Source organism: Pseudomonas sp. PA-1-6B, from assembly GCF_021609545.1.
Taxonomy (GTDB): Bacteria; Pseudomonadota; Gammaproteobacteria; order Pseudomonadales; family Pseudomonadaceae; genus Aquipseudomonas; species Aquipseudomonas fluorescens_BV.
This window is the reverse complement of record NZ_WJZM01000026.1, coordinates 29502-47970: the sequence shown is the minus strand read 5'-3', so window position 1 is coordinate 47970 and position 18469 is coordinate 29502. Positions and strand designations below refer to the sequence as shown.

Annotated in this window: 11 protein-coding genes; 7 read left to right on the top strand and 4 right to left on the bottom strand. The window is 61.3% G+C overall.

Features of this window, described 5'->3' with window-relative positions; all coding sequences use genetic code 11:
• Window positions 1-51: 51 nt before the first annotated feature.
• Window positions 52-957 (bottom strand): AraC family transcriptional regulator, encoded by a 906-nt coding sequence (locus GIV35_RS14295; protein WP_105226723.1) that lies wholly within the window; start codon window positions 955-957, stop codon window positions 52-54.
• 72 nt (window positions 958-1029) lie between these two features.
• Complete coding sequence (locus tag GIV35_RS14290; RefSeq protein WP_236264423.1) at window positions 1030-2319, bottom strand: glycosyltransferase; 1290 nt, start codon at window positions 2317-2319, stop codon at window positions 1030-1032.
• 159 nt (window positions 2320-2478) lie between these two features.
• On the opposite strand from GIV35_RS14290, the gene tpx reads away from it, so the two are divergent.
• The 7 genes from tpx to GIV35_RS14255 all read left to right on the top strand — a co-directional run bounded on the left by tpx (window position 2479) and on the right by GIV35_RS14255 (window position 15488).
• A complete protein-coding gene (gene tpx, locus GIV35_RS14285) occupies window positions 2479-2979 on the top strand; it encodes a thiol peroxidase (RefSeq protein WP_003190967.1) in 501 nt (166 codons plus the stop codon).
• 231 nt (window positions 2980-3210) lie between these two features.
• The gene (locus GIV35_RS14280) at window positions 3211-4509 is read left to right on the top strand and encodes an MdtA/MuxA family multidrug efflux RND transporter periplasmic adaptor subunit (protein WP_236264422.1); all 1299 of its coding nucleotides are present in this window, start codon (window positions 3211-3213) and stop codon (window positions 4507-4509) included.
• Complete coding sequence (locus tag GIV35_RS14275) at window positions 4506-7607, top strand: MdtB/MuxB family multidrug efflux RND transporter permease subunit (protein WP_014718694.1); 3102 nt, start codon at window positions 4506-4508, stop codon at window positions 7605-7607. The genes GIV35_RS14280 and GIV35_RS14275 overlap by 4 nt, the downstream gene beginning before the upstream one ends.
• Entirely contained in the window at window positions 7604-10711 is a 3108-nt protein-coding gene (locus GIV35_RS14270; protein WP_223024372.1) for an efflux RND transporter permease subunit, read from the top strand. Before GIV35_RS14275 ends, GIV35_RS14270 begins: the two co-directional genes overlap by 4 nt.
• Window positions 10708-12225 (top strand): efflux transporter outer membrane subunit, encoded by a 1518-nt coding sequence (locus GIV35_RS14265; protein WP_223024370.1) that lies wholly within the window; start codon window positions 10708-10710, stop codon window positions 12223-12225. The genes GIV35_RS14270 and GIV35_RS14265 overlap by 4 nt, the downstream gene beginning before the upstream one ends.
• Window positions 12226-12593: 368 nt before the next feature.
• A complete protein-coding gene (locus tag GIV35_RS14260) occupies window positions 12594-14687 on the top strand; it encodes a putative bifunctional diguanylate cyclase/phosphodiesterase (RefSeq protein WP_236264421.1) in 2094 nt (697 codons plus the stop codon).
• Window positions 14688-14741: 54 nt separating this feature from the next.
• Complete coding sequence (locus tag GIV35_RS14255; protein ID WP_198715238.1) at window positions 14742-15488, top strand: SDR family oxidoreductase; 747 nt, start codon at window positions 14742-14744, stop codon at window positions 15486-15488.
• Here GIV35_RS14255 and mapR read toward each other — a convergent pair.
• Together mapR and ccoG are read right to left on the bottom strand one after the other, a co-directional pair.
• A complete protein-coding gene (gene mapR / locus GIV35_RS14250; RefSeq protein ID WP_054898710.1) occupies window positions 15485-16894 on the bottom strand; it encodes a GntR family transcriptional regulator MpaR in 1410 nt (469 codons plus the stop codon). The genes GIV35_RS14255 and mapR overlap by 4 nt on opposite strands.
• Before the next feature lie 155 nt (window positions 16895-17049).
• Window positions 17050-18459, bottom strand: coding sequence for a cytochrome c oxidase accessory protein CcoG (ccoG, locus tag GIV35_RS14245; protein WP_236264420.1), 1410 nt, complete (start codon window positions 18457-18459; stop codon window positions 17050-17052).
• Window positions 18460-18469: the final 10 nt, after the last annotated feature.

The following is an 18469-nucleotide window of genomic DNA, read 5'->3' as shown; positions in this document are numbered from 1 at the left end:
CGTGATGCAGGAAACTGTCACATCTACCAGTTCAGACGAACGGATGCCTGCTCAAGCCAGGTTCTGCTCAGTCAACCGTTGCACCGCCAGGCGCCGGTAATGTGACGGCGTCATCCCCTTGAGCTGCTGAAAGCGCCGGTTGAAGTTGGAGATATTGTTGAACCCGGACTCGAAGCACACATCGGTCACGGCTTTATCACCGTCCGCCAGCAGCTCGCAGGACTTGCTGATGCGCAGGCGATTGACGAACTCAACGAACGTACGCCCGGTGGCTTGTTTGAACACCCTGGAAAAATACGTCGGCTTCATCCCCAGGTATTGCGCCACTTCTTCCAGCGGCAGCTCGCGGGCGTAATGTGCAAAGATGTAATCCACTGCCCGGTTGGTGCGGTCTATGCTGTGCTCGTCGGCCAATTGCGGCGTGGTTACGCCGGACAGCAATTGGTAGTCCTCGCACACGCTCAACACGTCCAGCAAGATAAAAAACTGCCCCAGGCGCGCCATGCCTTTGGCGTCCTCGATGTGTTGCATCAAGGTCATGGCCTGGGTGATGGTTTTTTTGCAGCGAAATTCGATGCCGTACTGTGCGCGCTCCAGCAGAGGTGCGAGGTTCTTGAGTTCAGCAAAAATATGGCTGCCGCTCTCGAACAGGTCATCGGTGAAGTTCACCAGCATGTCACGCTTGGGCACCACTTCGTCTTCTTCCACCTGGCTGATCCAGTTATGGGGCAGGTTGGGGCCGGTGAGGAACAGGCTTTCGGGGTAGAAGTTGCCGATGTAGTCACCGATAAACACCTTGCCGGAGCTGGCGACGATCAGGTGCAGCTCGTATTCCTTGTGGAAGTGCCAGCGCACCAGCGGGCAGGGGAAGCCGTGTTGGCGATAGATGATGGACAGGCCGTTGTGGTCGTCCATCAACTCGTAGGAAGGGTCAGTAATGCGCGTTGCTCGGGTCATGCTGCCGTCGCTTTATTGTGATCGCTGCGTGGGATAATGCCCCGTCACGCACGTCCTCGCCAGCGGCAGTGTTTATAGGGTGCGGTTTTTCGCCTCGATCCACTGGGACATGTATTGGGTACTTTTATGCGCGTGGTGGCGCAGCATGCTGCCGGTGAAGTTGTCCCGGCGATGGGCAGCGAGGTCGCGGCGACAGCGTTCCAGGCATTCCACCAAGGCGGGCCTGTGGATGTCCTGGTCATAGCGCCGGGCCAGCAGTTGGCGCCCGTGTTCCTGGGCCCGGGTCCAGCGCTCACGGTCCTGATAAAGGGCCACGGCAGCGGCAGCCAGGGCCGGGGCATCCTGTGCAATCACGCCGGGCCAGGGCTGGTCATCGCCCATGGCCTCGGCGCCGATTGGGGTCGTGACACTGGGCGTGCCGCACAGCATGGCGTCGACCAACTTGCCCTTGATGCCCGCGCCAAAGCGCAACGGTGCCAGGCAGATGCGCGCGGCGGTCATGACTTGCAGCGCCTCTTCGGCCCAGTTCATTACATGGAAACCCTGGGCCTGATTGTGCAGGGCGGTGGCCTTGGGTGGGGTGTAGGCGCCGTAGATATGCAATTGGGCGCCTGGCAGTTGTTGGCGGATCAGTGGCCACAGGCGGTGCTTCATCCACAGCACCGCATCCCAATTGGGCGCGTGGCGGAAGTTACCGATGCTGATGAAATGCGCACGGTCTTCAAAGGGCGCAAATGCGTCGGTGGGCGGTTGCAGCATCAAGGGGCACCAGTGGAGCAGGGCGGCAGGCACCTTGAACTGTTCGGTGAGCAGGCGGATTTCCACGTCGGAGATCATCAAGCTGATGTCACAGCGGTAAATGGCGGCGATTTCGCGTTTGGCCAGGTCGGTGTCGGCCATGCGCTGGAACTCGTCTTCCAGCGCCGGCGCGAACAGGGCGCTGAAGTCGTCGCTGTCGGGTTTGGCTTTCACCTGCTCTTTGAGCCGCTGGTGACGGGCGTCGCGCAGGCTTTGCAGGTCGGAGGTCTCCAGCACGCGCAGGGCGTCGGGGCAGCATTGTTCTACGCGCCAGCCGAATTGCTCCTCCATCATGAAACGGTCGAACAGCACGATATCCGGGGCCAGTTCGCGAATAAAGTCGTCGAAACTGCTGTTATTCAGTTCGATGGTGCGTTCGGCGATCCCGAGTGCCGGCAAGTCGGCCTTGTGCTCGCCAATGGTGGCCGGGCTGCTGAAGGTAATGTCCCAACCTTGCGTAAGAAAGCTCTCAAGGATTTGCATCATATGCCCGCCCGCGGCCGAGGAGCGGGGCTCCGGCCAGACGTAACCAATGACCAGGACTTTGGTGGCGGGCTGATTCATCGGCAAAGGTTTCCTTGAAGGGCAGGCGAAAAGCGCGCAATTAAACCACAACCTCAGCACATGACAATTTGTGTCTGGCGGTAGGTAGCGTCGGCACTTTGTGGTTAACTTCCGCCTCTCGAATTTGTTTAACCAAAAACCAGCATAAGGATTCCGTTCATGGCTCAAGTCACCCTTAAAGGCAACCCGGTCCAGGTTGAAGGCGAACTGCCGAAAGTCGGCGCCAAAGCTGCAGACTTCACCCTGACCGCCGGCGACCTGTCCAACGCCACCCTGGCTACCTTTGCCGGCAAGCGCAAAGTGCTGAACATCTTCCCAAGCGTTGATACCCCAACCTGCGCCACTTCCGTGCGCAAGTTCAATGCCCAGGCCAACGATGTGGCCAACACCGTGGTCCTGTGCATCTCCTCCGACCTGCCATTCGCCCAAGCGCGTTTCTGTGGCTCCGAAGGCCTGGAAAACGTTAAGAACCTGTCGGATTTCCGCAATGCCGACTTCGCCGTTGACTATGGTGTTTCCATCGCTGACGGCCCGCTGCAGGGCCTGACCGCTCGCGCTGTCGTGGTGCTGGACGAAAACGACAACGTGCTGCACAGCGAGTTGGTCAAGGAAATCGCTGAAGAGCCAAACTACGACGCCGCCCTGGCTGTGTTGAAGTAACTGTTTCTACGTATGACTGTCGTTTGGCAGTAACACGTATGATGCATGATTGCGGCCTGGCCTAGTCCAGGCCGTTTTTATTTGAGCGTCAGCGTTTTAGCGAAATAGCCGGTGGACTAAGATCAGAAGTTAAGAGTTGTAAGCCCAAGGTAAATAGCCGGTAAAGGTGCTTTTCTTAAGGCCCCCCAGTGCTTATCTTTCAGCCTCCCAAAGTAGAAGCTCTCGCGCCCAATGGTTGATCACTCCATGCAATCCTCCCCCCGCAACTCCCGCCGCTGGCTGTTTGGCCTGCTCGTGCTGCTGGTTATCGCCAGCCTGTGCTGGAAATTCTGGCCCAGCGGCGCGGCCCATAAAGACGCTCCGGCCGGGCACACGGGTAAAACCGGCATGGCGCGCCCTGGCTTCGGCGGGTCCACTGGCCCAGTGCCGGTGCGCGTGGCTCCTGCAGTGCTGGGTGAGTTCCCGGTGTACTACAAGGCGCTGGGTACGGTCACGGCGCTGAACACCATTAATGTGCGCAGCCGGGTGGGCGGCGAGCTGGTCAAGATCGCCTTCGAGGAAGGGCAAATGGTCAAGGCCGGCGACCTGCTGGCAGAAATCGACCCGCGCAGCTACCAGAACGCCTTGCTCCAGGCCCAGGGCACCTTGCTGCAGAACCAGGCCCAGTTGAAGAACGCCCAGGTCGATGTACAGCGTTATCGCGACCTATACGCCCAGGACAGTATCGCCAAGCAAACCCTGGACACCGCCGAAGCGCTGGTATTGCAGTACCAGGGCACGGTCAAGACCAACCAGGGCGCGGTGGACGACGCAAAGCTCAACCTGGAGTTCACCAAAATCCGCGCGCCCATCAGCGGCCGGGTCGGTTTGCGCCAGCTTGACGTCGGCAACCTCGTCGCCGCCAACGACACCACCGCCCTGGCGGTAATCACCCAGACCCAGCCAATCAGCGTGGCCTTCACCCTGCCGGAAAATACCCTGGAAACCGTGCTGGCCCGTTACCACGCTGGCAACAAATTGCCAGTGGAAGCCTGGGACCGTAGCGATGTGAAAAAGCAGGCGGTCGGTGTGCTGCAAAGCCTGGACAACCAGATTGACGTCACCACCGGCACCCTGAAATTCAAGGCGCGTTTCGATAACAAGGACCAGGCGCTGTTCCCCAACCAGTTCGTCAATGTGCACCTGCTGGCTGATACCTTGAAGAACGTGGTGCTGGCGCCATCTGCGGCGATCCAGTTCGGCAACAATGGCACCTTTGTCTACAAGCTCGACGGCGACAAGAAGGTCAAGGTCCAGCCCTTGGTGGTAGGTGACACCGATGGTGAAAACACCGTGATCAAGGAAGGCCTGGTCGCTGGCGACCGCGTGGTGCTGGAAGGCACCGACCGCCTCAAGGACGGCAGCGAGATCGAAGTAGTCAACGCCAGCAGCGAGGTGCCGACCACGCCGACCGAGCACCTGCAAGGCAAGCCCGCAGCGAAAGGGGAGACCGGGGCTGACGCCGGCAAGGCGCAAAAGGTCGGTTCATGAACCTGTCGCGCCTGTTCATCCTTCGCCCGGTCGCCACCACGCTGAGCATGCTGGCCATTGTCCTGGCCGGCATCATTTCGTACCGCCTGCTGCCGGTGTCGGCGTTGCCCCAGGTGGATTACCCGACTATCCGGGTGATGACCCTGTACCCCGGCGCCAGCCCCGATGTGATGACCAGCGCGGTCACCGCACCGCTGGAGCGCCAGTTCGGGCAGATGCCCGGGCTGACCCAGATGGCCTCTACCAGCTCCGGCGGCGCCTCGGTGCTGACCCTGCGTTTCAACCTCGACATCAATATGGACGTTGCCGAGCAACAGGTGCAGGCCGCGATCAACGCCGCCACCAACCTGTTGCCCAAGGATCTGCCGGCGCCGCCGGTGTACAACAAGGTCAACCCGGCGGATACCCCGGTGCTGACCCTGGCAATCACCTCCAAGACCATGTTGCTGCCCAAGCTCAATGATTTGGTCGACACACGCATGGCGCAGAAAATCGCGCAGATCAGCGGTGTCGGCATGGTCAGCATCGCCGGTGGCCAGCGCCAGGCCGTGCGTATCAAGGTCAACCCCGAGGCCCTGGCGGCCAATGGCTTGAACCTCTCGGACGTACGCGCCCTGATCGCCGCCTCCAACGTCAACCAGCCCAAAGGTAACTTTGACGGCCCCACCCGCGTTTCGATGCTCGACGCCAACGACCAACTGGTCTCGCCCGAGCAATACGCCGAACTGATCCTGGCCTACAACAATGGCGCTCCGTTGCGGCTCAAGGATGTCGCGCAGATCGTCGACGGCGCTGAAAACGAGCGCCTCGCCGCCTGGGCCAACGAGAACCAGGCTGTGTTGCTCAATATCCAGCGCCAGCCGGGCGCCAACGTGATCGAGGTGGTAGACCGTATCAAGGCGCTGCTGCCGAGCATCACCGACAACCTGCCGGCCGGCCTGGACGTGACGGTGCTCACCGACCGCACCCAGACCATCCGCGCTTCGGTCAAAGACGTGCAACACGAGCTTCTGATCGCCATTGCCCTGGTGGTCATGGTGACGTTCCTGTTCCTGCGCCGAGTCAGCGCCACGATCATTCCGTCCATCGCCGTGCCGCTGTCCCTGGTGGGCACCTTTGGTGTGATGTACCTGGCCGGATTCTCCATCAATAACCTGACGCTGATGGCCCTGACCATCGCCACCGGGTTTGTGGTGGACGACGCCATCGTGATGCTGGAGAACATCTCGCGCTATATCGAGGAGGGCGAGACGCCGATGGCGGCCGCGCTCAAGGGCGCCAAGCAGATCGGTTTCACCCTGGTGTCCCTGACGCTGTCGTTGATCGCGGTGTTGATTCCTTTGCTGTTCATGGCCGACGTGGTCGGGCGGCTGTTCCGTGAGTTCGCCATCACCCTGGCAGTGGCGATCCTGATTTCCCTGGTAGTGTCGCTGACACTCACGCCCATGATGTGCGCGCGCCTGCTCAAGCGCGAACCCAAGGAAGAAGAGCAGGGCCGCTTCTACAAAGCCAGCGGCGCCTGGATTGACTGGTTGATCGAAGCTTACGGCCGCAAGCTGCAATGGGTGCTCAAGCACCAGCCGCTGACGTTGCTGGTGGCGATCGCCACCCTGGGGCTTACGGTGGTGCTGTACCTGGTGGTGCCCAAGGGTTTTTTTCCGGTGCAGGACACAGGGGTGATCCAGGGTATTTCCGAGGCGCCGCAGTCGATTTCCTTTGCGGCCATGAGCCAGCGCCAGCAGGAACTGGCGAAGATCATTCTCGCCGACCCTGCGGTCGAGAGCCTGTCGTCCTACATTGGCGTGGATGGCGATAACGCCACCCTCAACAGCGGCCGCTTGCTCATCAACCTCAAGGCTCACGGCCAGCGCGACTTGAGCGCAGCCGAGGTCATCACCCGCCTGCAACCGCAGATCGACAAGCTGGTGGGTATCCGCCTGTTCATGCAACCGGTGCAGGACCTCACCATCGAGGACCGGGTCAGCCGTACCCAGTACCAGTTCAGCATGTCCTCCCCGGACGCCGAGTTGTTGGCGTTATGGAGCGGCAAGCTGGTACACGCCCTCAGCCAGTTGCCGGAACTCACCGACGTGGCCAGTGACCTGCAGGACAAAGGCTTGCAGGTGTACCTGGTGATCGACCGCGACGCGGCCTCGCGCCTGGGCGTAAGTGTCTCCACCATCACCGATGCGCTGTATGACGCCTTCGGCCAGCGCCAGATCTCCACCATCTACACCCAGGCCAGCCAGTATCGAGTGGTGTTGCAGGCCCAGTCCGGCGAAACCCTCGGCCCGGCGGCCCTCAACCAGATCCATGTGAAAACCACTGACGGTGGTCAGGTACGGCTGTCGAGCCTGGCCCATGTGGAACAGCGCCAGGCGCAATTGGCAATTGCCCATATCGGCCAGTTCCCGGCGGTGATGATGTCGTTCAACCTGGCGCCCGGCGTAGCGCTGGGCAAAGGCGTGGAACTGATCAACCAGACCCAGAAGGACATCGGCATGCCTGTGGGCGTGCAAACCCAGTTCCAGGGCGCGGCCCAGGCGTTCGAAGCCTCGTTGTCGAGCACCTTGCTGTTGATCCTGGCGGCGGTGGTCACCATGTACATCGTGCTCGGTGTGCTCTATGAGAGCTACATCCACCCGATCACTATCCTATCGACCTTGCCGTCGGCGGCGGTGGGGGCCTTGCTGGCGTTGCTGCTCAGTGGCAATGACCTGGGCATGATTGCGATCATCGGCATCATCCTGCTGATCGGTATCGTGAAAAAGAACGCGATCATGATGATCGACTTCGCCCTCGACGCCGAACGCAACCAGGGCCTGGACCCGCAAACCGCGATCTACCAGGCCGCGCTGTTGCGCTTCCGGCCAATCCTGATGACGACCCTGGCTGCCTTGTTCGGCGCGGTGCCTCTGATGCTAGCGAGCGGCTCCGGCGCCGAACTGCGCCAGCCCCTGGGCCTGGTGATGGTCGGCGGGTTGCTGGTGAGCCAGGTGTTGACGCTGTTCACCACGCCGGTGATCTACCTGTACTTCGATCGTCTTGGCCGGCGCTGGCGCAAAGAGCCACAACGCCTGGAGCCGGTTGAGCCATGAACCTGTCCGGACCTTTCATCCGCCGGCCGGTCGCGACCATGCTGCTGAGCCTGGCGATCATGTTGCTCGGTGGCGTCAGCTTCAATTTGTTGCCGGTGTCGCCATTGCCGCAGATCGACTTTCCGGTGATCGTGGTGTCGGCCAGCTTGCCCGGCGCCAGCCCCGAGGTGATGGCGTCTACGGTGGCCACGCCGCTGGAGCGCTCATTCGGCGCGATTGCCGGTATCACCACCATGAGCAGTTCGTCGAGCCAGGGCTCTACCCGGGTGATTCTGGCGTTCGATTCCGACCGCGATATCAACGGTGCGGCGCGGGAAGTGCAGGCGGCCATCAACGCGTCGCGCAACCTGCTGCCCAGTGGCATGCGCAGCATGCCCACCTACAAGAAGATCAACCCGTCCCAGGCGCCGATCATGGTGCTGTCGCTGACCTCCGACGTGTTGCAGAAGGGCCAGTTGTACGACCTGGCCTCGACCATTCTGTCCCAGAGCCTGTCCCAGGTGCCGGGTGTGGGCGAAGTGCAGATCGGCGGCAGTTCGCTGCCGGCGGTGCGCATCGAACTGGAACCCAAGGCCCTCGATCAGTATGGCGTCGCCCTGGACGATGTGCGCAACACCATCGCCAATGCCAACCAGCGCCGGCCCAAAGGCTCCCTGGAAGACAGCGAGCGCAACTGGCAGATCCAGGCCAACGATCAGTTGGAGAAAGCCAAGGACTATGAGCCCCTGCTGATTCGCTATCAGGATGGCGCGGCCCTGCGCCTCAAGGACGTGGCGAAGATCACCGATGGGGTGGAAGACCGCTACAACAGCGGTTTCTTCAACAATGATTCGGCGGTGTTGCTGGTGATCAACCGCCAGTCCGGCGCCAACATCATCGAAACCGTGCGACAGATCAAGGCGCAGTTGCCGGCGTTGCAGGCGGTGTTGCCGTCCAGCGTCAAGCTCAGCCTGGCCATGGACCGCTCGCCAGTGATCACCGCCACCCTGCATGAGGCGGAAATGACCCTGCTGATTGCCGTGGGGCTGGTGATCCTGGTGGTGTACCTGTTCTTGGGTAACTTCCGTGCTTCGCTGATCCCGACCCTGGCGGTGCCGGTGTCGCTGGTGGGCACCTTTGCGGTGATGTACCTGTATGGCTTTTCGCTGAATAACTTTTCGCTGATGGCGCTGATCCTCGCCACCGGTTTGGTCGTGGACGATGCCATCGTGGTGCTGGAGAACATTTCCCGGCACATCGACGAGGGCGTGCCACCGATGAAAGCCGCCTACCTGGGCGCCCAGGAAGTGGGCTTTACCTTGCTGTCGATGAACGTGTCGCTGGTGGCGGTGTTCCTGTCGATCCTGTTCATGGGCGGCATTGTTACCAACCTGTTCCGCGAGTTTTCCATCACCTTGTCGGCGGCGATCATCGTCTCGCTGATTGTCTCGCTGACCTTGACACCCATGCTGTGTGCCCGCTGGTTGAAGCCGCATGTGAAGGACCGGCAGACCGGTTTGCAGCGCTGGAGCCAGAAGATCAACGAGCGCATGGTCGCCGGCTACGCCACCAGCCTGGATTGGGTGCTGCGCCATCGGCGCCTGACCTTGCTCAGCCTGTTGGTCACCGTGGGCGTGAATATCGCGCTGTACGTGGTGGTGCCCAAAACCTTCATGCCCCAGCAGGACACCGGCCAGTTGATCGGTTTTGTGCGCGGTGACGATGGCCTGTCGTTCAGCGTCATGCAGCCGAAGATGGAGATTTTTCGCCAGGCGGTGCTCAAGGACCCGGCGGTGCTCAGTGTGGCCGGCTTTATCGGTGGCAACCAAGGCACTAACAACGCAGTGATGCTGGTGCGCCTCAAGCCGCTTGGCGAACGCAAGATCTCCGCCCAGGCGGTGATCGAGCGCCTGCGCAAGGAGGTGCCGCTGGTGCCGGGCGGGCGCTTGTTCCTCATGGCCGACCAGGACCTGCAGTTCGGGGGCGGCCGCGACCAGACCAGCGCGCAATATTCCTACATCCTGCAAAGTGGCGACCTGGCCGCGTTGCGCCTGTGGTACCCGAAAGTGGTGGCGGCGATGCGTGAGTTGCCGGAGCTGACCGCCATCGACGCCCGCGAAGGCCGCGGCGCGGCCCAGGTGACGTTGATTGTCGACCGCGACCAGGCCAAGCGCCTGGGCATCGACATGGACATGGTCACCGCGGTGCTCAACAACGCTTACAGCCAACGGCAGATTTCCACCATTTACGACAGCCTCAACCAGTACCAGGTGGTGATGGAGGTCAACCCCAAATACGCCCAGGACCCGATCACCCTCAACCAGATGCAGGTGATCACCGCCGACGGCGCACGGGTGCCGTTGTCGACCATTGCCCACTATGAGAACAGCCTGGCCGACGACCGCGTCAGCCATGAAGGCCAGTTCGCTTCGGAGAATATCGCCTTTGACATGGCGCCCGGGGTCACGGTGGAGCAGGGCACGGCGGCCATCGAGCGTGCGATTGCCAAAGTCGGGTTGCCCGAGGATGTGATCGCCAAGATGGCCGGCACTGCCGATGCGTTCGCCGCGACCCAGAAAGGCCAGCCGTTCATGATTCTCGGCGCGCTGGTGGCGGTGTACCTGGTGCTGGGTATCTTGTATGAAAGCTACATTCATCCGCTGACCATCCTGTCTACGCTGCCGTCGGCCGGTGTCGGTGCGTTGTTGGCGATCTACCTGCTGGGGGGCGAATTCAGCCTGATCTCGCTGCTGGGTTTGTTCCTGTTGATCGGCGTGGTGAAGAAGAACGCGATCCTGATGATCGACCTGGCGCTGCAATTGGAGCGCAACGATGGCATGAGCCCGCTGGAGTCGATCCGCAGCGCCTGCCTGTTGCGCCTGCGGCCGATCCTGATGACCACCCTGGCCGCGATCCTCGGTGCCTTGCCGTTGCTGCTCGGCAGTGGTGATGGCGCGGAAATGCGCCACCCGTTGGGCCTGACCATTATTGGCGGCCTGGTGTTCAGCCAGGTCCTGACCCTTTACACCACCCCGGTGGTTTACCTTTACCTGGACCGCGCGCGCCATCGCTTCAACGCCTGGCGCGGCGTGCGTACCGATGCTGCCCTGGACACTGCGCTATGACCGACTCAACCCAATCCCTCGTAGCTGCGGGCCTGCTGTGGCGAGGGAGCAAGCTCCCTCGCCACAATAAAGCTGCCGGCAATGGCATGAAGTTATTGGCCGTGATGATGTGTGGTGTGTTGCTCAGCGCCTGCGCCATCGGCCCTGACTACAAACGCCCGGACGTCATCGAGCCGGTGCAGTTCAAGGAGGCCCAGGGCTGGCGCCAGGCCAACCCGAGCGACTCCCTGGCCCGCGGCGCCTGGTGGGAGCTGTACGGTGACCGACAACTCAATGACCTGGTGGTGCGCCTTAACACGTCCAACCAGACCGTTGCCCAGGCCGAGGCGCGTTTTCGCCAGGCACAGGCGCTGGTACGCAGCTCACGGGGGGCCTTTTACCCCAGCGTTGACCTGAGCGTCGGCAAGACCCGCGCCAGCCAGGGCACCGGCAGCAGCAGTGCCAGCCTCAGCAGTTCCAGCAGCGGTATCCGCGACACCCTCAACGCCCAGTTGGGCGTGAGTTGGGAAGCCGATATCTGGGGCAAGTTGCGCCGCGGCCTGGAGGCCAACGAAGCCAGCGCCGAGGCGAGCTCCGCGGACTTGGCCGCGATGCGCCTGAGCCAACAATCGGAATTGGTGCAGAGCTACCTGCAACTGCGCGTCATGGACGAACAGACGCGCCTGCTGCAAGCCACGCTGGACACGTACCAGCGTTCGTTGAAAATGACCGAAAACCAATACCGTGCCGGTGTGGCTGGCAAGGATGCCATCGCCCAGGCGCAAACCCAGCTCAAGACCACCCAGGCCAGCCTGATTGATCTGATCTGGCAGCGTGCCCAATTGGAAAACGCCATCGCCGTACTGATCGGTGAGGCGCCAGCCAACTTCAACTTGGCGGTGAGCAAAGACATCCCGGCCCTGCCGCAGATACCCGTGAGCCTGCCGTCCCAGTTGCTGGAGCGTCGCCCCGATATCGCCTCGGCCGAGCGCTCGGTCATCGCCGCCAACGCCAATATTGGCGTGGCCAAGGCTGCCTATTACCCCGACCTGACCTTGAGCTTGGCGGGGGGCTACTCCAGCAGCACCTATGAAGATTGGATCAGCCTGCCAAACCGCTTCTGGTCGGTAGGGCCCAAACTGGCGATGACCCTGTTCGATGGCGGCCAACGCTCCGCGGAAGTCGACCGCACCGTGGCCAGCTATGACGAGACCGTGGCCAAATACCGCCAGACCGTACTGGACGGTTTCCGTGAGGTGGAAAACTACATGGTCCAGCTCAAGGTGCTCGCCGATGAGGCGGTGGTCAGCAATGAAGCACTGGAAGCCGCGCGTGAATCCTTGCGCTTGACCGAAAACCAGTACAAGGCCGGGTTGATTGCCTATCTGGATGTGGTCACGGTGCAGGCGACGGCATTGAGCAACGAGCGCACGGTATTGACCTTGCTGCAGTCGCGGCTGGTGGCCAGTGTGCAGTTGATCGCAGCATTGGGCGGAGGCTGGGATGGCCAGACCTCCCTGGCCGAAAAGGAGTAACCGGATACGCCGCGCATCCTGTGGGAGCAAGATCAAATGTGTGGGCTTGCCCCAATGCCAGTCAGTCAAGCACAGCACCCTGTGGGGAGCTGGCTTGCCTGCGAAAGCGTTAGTGCAGTAGCAGATGCGGTGACTGACACACCGCCTTCGCGGGCAAGCCCGCTCCCACAGGAAATCTGCGCAAGCCCCGCACATTTTGATGTCCATGATGTGGTTGAAAACAGCCAGATAAAGCCAGCCGATTGACGCCAGAAATTGCGTGATGGCCAATGGATTAATTAATCACCTGTCCTGTATTCATACTCGCTACAATCGCCCGATTTGCCACCCGGCACGGGCTTTTGCGCCGGTCGCCTGCGAGACGTCCCATGCTGATCGGTAGCTATTCAACCTCCCTTGTCGTGATTTCCCTGTGCGTGGCCATCCTGGCGTCCTACACCGCCTTGGACCTGGCCGGGCGTATCGCGACCGCCAAGGGGCGTGCTGTTTACCTGTGGATCACGGGTGGCGCAGTGGCGATGGGCGTCGGCATCTGGTCCATGCACTTTATCGGGATGTTGGCCCTGCGCCTGCCGTTTGCCCTCGGGTTTGAGGTAGGCATTACCCTGTTGTCGCTTTTGATCGCCGTGCTATCCAGTGGCTTCGCGTTATGGCTGGTCAGCCAGCCACGCTTGCCGGCCTGGCAACTGGCGTTTGGCGCACTGGTGATGGGGGCCGGTATCGCCAGCATGCATTACACCGGCATGGCCGCGATGCGCATGACGCCGGGCATCGACTACGACCCGGCCTTGTTCGGCGCTTCGTTGTTGATCGCGGTGGTGGCTTCCGGCGCCGCGCTGTGGATCGCCTTCAACCTGCGACGTAACACACCTTATGTGCGCTTGGCTCGGGGCGGCGCAGCCGTGGTGATGGGCGTGGCCATCGTGGGGATGCACTACACCGGGATGGCTGCGGCGCGCTTTGCCGATGACAGCTTCTGCGGTGCCGCATTGACCGGCCTGAGCGGCAAGGGCCTGGATAACCTGGTCTTGGTTACTTCGCTGGCGGTATTGGTCATTGCGCTGTTGACCTCGGTGCTGGATGCGCGCCTGGAAGCGCGCACCGCCGTACTCGCCGATTCCCTGACCCTGGCCAACCAGGAACTCACCCACCTGGCCCTGCATGACATGCTCACCGGCCTGCCCAATCGCACCTTGCTGGCAGATCGCATTCAACAAGGCATCCAGGCGGTGCACGAGCGGGGCGGTTGCTTTGCCTTGATGTTTATCGACCTGGATGGTTTCAAACCGGTCAACGATGCCTTTGGTCATCACCTGGGCGACCAGTTGCTGCGCGAAGTCGGCTTGCGCCTGCGCGAGGACTTGCGCAGCCAGGACACCCTGGCCCGCATCGGCGGTGATGAGTTCGTGTTGCTGGTGCAACTCACCCAGCCCGATGATGCCATGGGCCTGGCCGAACGCCAGGTCAGCTTGATCAACCGCACGTTCACGGTGGCCGAGCATCAGTTGCAGATCTCGGCCAGCATCGGCATCGCCATGTTCCCGGGCAACGGTAGCAACCCCCAGGAACTGCTGATGAACGCCGACGCGGCGATGTATCACGCCAAGGGCATGGGCAAGAATGGCTACAGCTTCTTCGATGTGTCGATGAACACCAATGCGCGCAAACAACTGCAATTGCTGCAGGACCTGCGCATTGCCCTTGAGCAGGGGCAATTTCGTTTGCATTACCAACCCAAGTTCGACGCCGTCAGTGGTTTTGCCGTGGGGGCCGAGGCGCTGTTGCGCTGGGAGCATCCGCATCAGGGCTTGCTGATGCCCGCTACGTTTATTGCACTGGCGGAGAAAACCGGGCTGATCATTCCCATCGGCGAATGGGTACTCGATGAAGCTTGTCGCCAGATGAGCCAGTGGTACGCCCAGGGTTATGAGCACTGGCGCATTGCCGTTAACCTCTCGGCGTTGCAGTTCTGCCATGCTGGGTTGGTCAACAGCGTAGCGGCCGCGCTGGAGCGTCACCAATTGCCGGCCAACAGCCTCACGCTGGAAATCACCGAGACCACCGCCATGAGCGATGCTGATGCAAGCATGACGGTATTGCAGCAGCTCTCGGACATGGGGGTTGACCTGTCCATCGATGACTTTGGCACCGGTTACTCCAGCCTGATGTACCTCAAGCGCCTGCCGGCCAACGAGCTGAAGATCGATCGCGGTTTTGTGCGTGACCTGGAACACGACAGCGATGACGCGGCCATCGTCTCGGCCATCGTGGCCCTCGGCCAGGCCCTGGGCCTGCGCATCGTCGCCGAGGGGGTGGAAACCGATGTGCAGCAGCACTTCCTCACCCGCCTGGGGTGTGACTCCTTGCAAGGTTACTTGTTGGGGCACCCACTGCCGGCCGATAGCTTCATGGCGAATATCCGGGGCGCTGAACAGGCGGCGCCTGACAAAAGCAGTCTGTGATAGGTATTCTTGGATCCAACCCTGAACATCCGGTTGAATCGGGAGACCGCAGCCATGGACAAAGTCGTCATCATCACCGGGGGCAGTCGTGGAATCGGCGCCCAGACGGCCTTGCTCGCCGCTCGCCAAGGCTATCGCATCTGCATCAACTACCAGTCTGATGAAGACGCTGCCCTGCGTGTACTGGATCAGGTTCGCGCGCTGGGTGCGCAGGCGATTGCCGTGCGGGCCGATGTCAGCAGCGAGGATGAAGTGATCGCTCTGTTCAATCGCGTTGATACGGAACTGGGTCGGGTCACCGCGCTGGTGAATAACGCCGGCACCGTGGGGCATAAGTCGCGGGTCGATGAGATGTCCGAGTTTCGTATCCTCAAAATCCTCAAGACCAATGTGCTGGGCCCGATCCTGTGTGCCAAACACGCGGTATTGCGCATGTCGCCTCGGCATGGAGGGCAGGGAGGCAGTATCGTCAACGTGTCATCGGTGGCGGCGCGGCTGGGCTCGCCGGGTGAGTATGTCGACTACGCGGCCTCCAAGGGCGCGCTGGACACCTTTACCCTGGGGCTGTCCAAGGAGGTGGCGGGCGAGGGCATTCGCGTCAACGCCGTGCGCCCTGGCTATATCTTTACCGATTTCCATGCCCTGAGCGGCGACCCGAACCGGGTCAGCAAGCTGGAGTCCGGTATCCCGATGGCGCGTGGCGGGCGCCCGGATGAAGTGGCAGAGGCGATTATCTGGTTACTATCGGACAAGGCATCGTATTCCACCGGAACGTTTATCGACTTGGGCGGCGGCCGTTAAAACGAGCGCACGATCCGCCCTAATGTCTCCATGGCCTTTTCCGACGCCTCGTTCCAAGGGCTTCCGTAATTCAGGCGAATGCAATTTCTGAAGCGCTGAGTGGCGGAAAAGATCGGCCCCGGCGCAATGCTGATGCCCTGGGCCAGGGCCATCTGGAACAATTTCAGCGAGTCGGTCTGCTCCGGCAACTCCAACCACAAAAAATAGCCTCCCGCCGGCTGGCTGACCCTTGTTTGCGCCGGAAAATAACGAGCGATGGCCGCCAGCATGGCGCTCTGCTGTTCTTCCAGGGCGTAGCGCAGTTTGCGCAGGTGCCGGTCATAGCCGCCGTGTTGCAGGTAGTCGGCAATCGCCGCTTGGGCCGGCATTGACGGGCACAATGAGGTCATCAGTTTCAGCCGCTCGACCTTCTGTGCGAAGCGCCCGGCGGCGACCCAGCCCACGCGGTAACCCGGTGCCAGGCTCTTGGCAAAGGAGCCGCAATGCATCACCAGCCCTTCGGTGTCGAAGGCCTTGGCCGGTTTCGGGGCTTGTTGCCCGTAATACAATTCGGCGTAGACGTCATCTTCGATCAGCGGCACTTGATGGCTGCGCAGCAGCTCCACCAGCGCCTGTTTTTTCTCTTCAGGCAGCGTGGCGCCCATGGGGTTCTGGAAGCTGGTCATGGTCCAGCAGGCCTTGATCGGATAGCGCTCAAGGCTTTGGGCCAGGGCGTTCAGGTCAATACCGTCGCGCGGGTGCACCGGGATCTCCACAGCCTTGAGCTTCAGGCGTTCAAGCACCTGCAAACACGCGTAGAACGCCGGCGCTTCGATGGCGACCAGGTCGCCCGGTTCGGTCACGGCCTGCAGGCACAGGTTGAGTGCTTCCAGGGCGCCGTTGGTGATCAGCAACTCCTCCATCGGCAGCATCAGGCCGCCGACCATATAGCGCAGGGCAATCTGGCGGCGCAGTTGTGGGTTGCCTGGCGACATGTCGGTGACCACCAGGCGTGGGTCCATGTCGCGGCTGGCACTGGCCAGGGAGCGGGCCAGGCGCGGCAGCGGGAACAGCATGGGGCTGGGGAAGGCCGAGCCGAAGGGCACGGTGTTGGGGTCTTTGATCGAGTCCAGTACCGAGAACACCAGCTCACTGACACCCACATCGGTGGACTCATGCACCTGCTCACTCACCACCGGCTCGGAAAACGGGCTCGGCGCGTGGGTGTTGACGAAGTAGCCAGAACGCGGGCGTGCCCTGATCAGGCCACGACGCTCCAGCAAGTAATAGGCCTGGAACACCGTGGACGGGCTGACGCCGTAGGCCTGGCTGGCATAGCGTACCGATGGTACGCGCTGGCCGGGGCCGAGGACGCCGGAGCGGATCAGTTCTGCGATGTCGTCGGCAAATTTTTCGTAGCGTTTCATGGCGGCCTAATTAGCTTTTTGAATGTGTACGCAGGGCGAACTGTGGGAGCTGGCTTGCCTGCGAAGGCGGTGTGTCAGTCACTGCATCTGTTACTGCTCTACCGTTTTCGCAGGCAAGCCAGCTCCCACATTTGATTTTTATTGTTGATCAAGTATCAGCGATTCAAGGGCGCAACGAAGCGGCTGTCAGCAGCGGTATAAATCCAAGGCTCATCCACATCAGTGACTTTAAAACGCAGGGTTTGAGAGCTGCTGGCCGGTGTGTCCGCCAGCAATGCTACCGACACCGGTATATCGACAATTTCCCCGGCAGCCAGGCTGACCTGGGTCTTGCCTTGCAGCTGGAACCCGTCGGCATCCACCAGTTCCAGGCGGTAGTCCTGGCGCTGCTGGGTCTTGTTGATCACCTTGAGGCTGTAGATGTTTTCGATCAAGCCCTGGCTGTTTTCACGGAACATGCCTCGGTCTTTGGTCACATCCAGCGACACCATCGGCCGTTCAATCAGCGCCACCACCAACGCCGCGATCATCACCAGCAGCACGGCACTGTAGCCGATCAGGCGCGGCCTGAGCAGGTGGGTCTTGCCACCCTGCAATTGATGCTCACTGGTGTAACTGACCAAGCCACGGGCATAGCCCATTTTGTCCATGATCGAATCACAGGCGTCGATGCAGGCCGCACAACCAATGCATTCCATTTGCAGGCCGTCGCGGATGTCGATGCCCGTGGGGCAAACCTGCACGCACAGCTGGCAATCGATGCAATCGCCAAGGCCAACCTCGGCTGGCTGCACGTCACGTTTACGCGGGCCACGATGCTCGCCGCGGGTGGTGTCGTAGGAAATGGTCAGGGTGTCCTTATCAAACATTACGCTCTGGAAGCGTGCATAGGGGCACATGTGCATGCACACCGCTTCGCGTAGCCAGCCGGCATTGATGTAGGTGGCGCCCGTGAAAAACAGCACCCAGAACAGGCTCACCCCGCCGATCTGCCACGTCAACAGTTCGGCGGCCAAGGGGCGGATCGGGGTGAAGTAGCCCACAAACGTCAACCCGGTCAACACACTGATACCCAGCCACAATGTGTGCTTGGCCGAGCGCCTCGCCAGCTTATTCAGGCTCCAGGGGGCGGCCTGAAGTTTGATGCGCTGGTTACGCTCACCTTCGGTCACCTTCTCGCACCACATGAACAGCCAGGTGAACGAGCTTTGCGGGCAGGTGTAGCCGCACCATACGCGGCCGGCAAACACCGTGATCGCGAAGAGGCCGAAGGCGCAGATGATCAACAGCGCCGAGAGCAGGATGAAGTCCTGGGGCCAGAACGTCGCACCAAAAATGTGGAACTTGCTCTCGGCCAGGTCCCACAGTACCGCTTGGCGCCCACCCCAGTTCAGCCACACGGTGCCGAAAAAAGCCAGGAACAGCAGGCCGGCACCGCCCACTCGCAGGGTGCGAAACAAGCCGGTAAAGCTGCGGGTATGGATCAGGTTGTCGCTGGATTTGGCCTTCACTTTCTTGGGGTGAATGGGCTCAAAGGTTTCCACGGTTGGGATTCGTTCGCTCATGGTCATTCGC

Excerpts from the sequence above, each read along its gene's own strand:
- GIV35_RS14270 (WP_223024372.1), top strand. The coding sequence starts at position 7,604 with ATGAACCTGTCCGGACCTTTCATCCGCCGGCCGGTCGCGACCATGCTG.
- mapR (WP_054898710.1), bottom strand. The coding sequence starts at position 16,894 with ATGAAACGCTACGAAAAATTTGCCGACGACATCGCAGAACTGATCCGC.
- GIV35_RS14265 (WP_223024370.1), top strand. The coding sequence starts at position 10,708 with ATGACCGACTCAACCCAATCCCTCGTAGCTGCGGGCCTGCTGTGGCGA.
- tpx (WP_003190967.1), top strand. The coding sequence starts at position 2,479 with ATGGCTCAAGTCACCCTTAAAGGCAACCCGGTCCAGGTTGAAGGCGAA.
- ccoG (WP_236264420.1), bottom strand. The coding sequence starts at position 18,459 with ATGAGCGAACGAATCCCAACCGTGGAAACCTTTGAGCCCATTCACCCC.
- GIV35_RS14295 (WP_105226723.1), bottom strand. The coding sequence starts at position 957 with ATGACCCGAGCAACGCGCATTACTGACCCTTCCTACGAGTTGATGGAC.
- GIV35_RS14275 (WP_014718694.1), top strand. The coding sequence starts at position 4,506 with ATGAACCTGTCGCGCCTGTTCATCCTTCGCCCGGTCGCCACCACGCTG.
- GIV35_RS14260 (WP_236264421.1), top strand. The coding sequence starts at position 12,594 with ATGCTGATCGGTAGCTATTCAACCTCCCTTGTCGTGATTTCCCTGTGC.
- GIV35_RS14290 (WP_236264423.1), bottom strand. The coding sequence starts at position 2,319 with ATGAATCAGCCCGCCACCAAAGTCCTGGTCATTGGTTACGTCTGGCCG.
- GIV35_RS14255 (WP_198715238.1), top strand. The coding sequence starts at position 14,742 with ATGGACAAAGTCGTCATCATCACCGGGGGCAGTCGTGGAATCGGCGCC.
- GIV35_RS14280 (WP_236264422.1), top strand. The coding sequence starts at position 3,211 with ATGGTTGATCACTCCATGCAATCCTCCCCCCGCAACTCCCGCCGCTGG.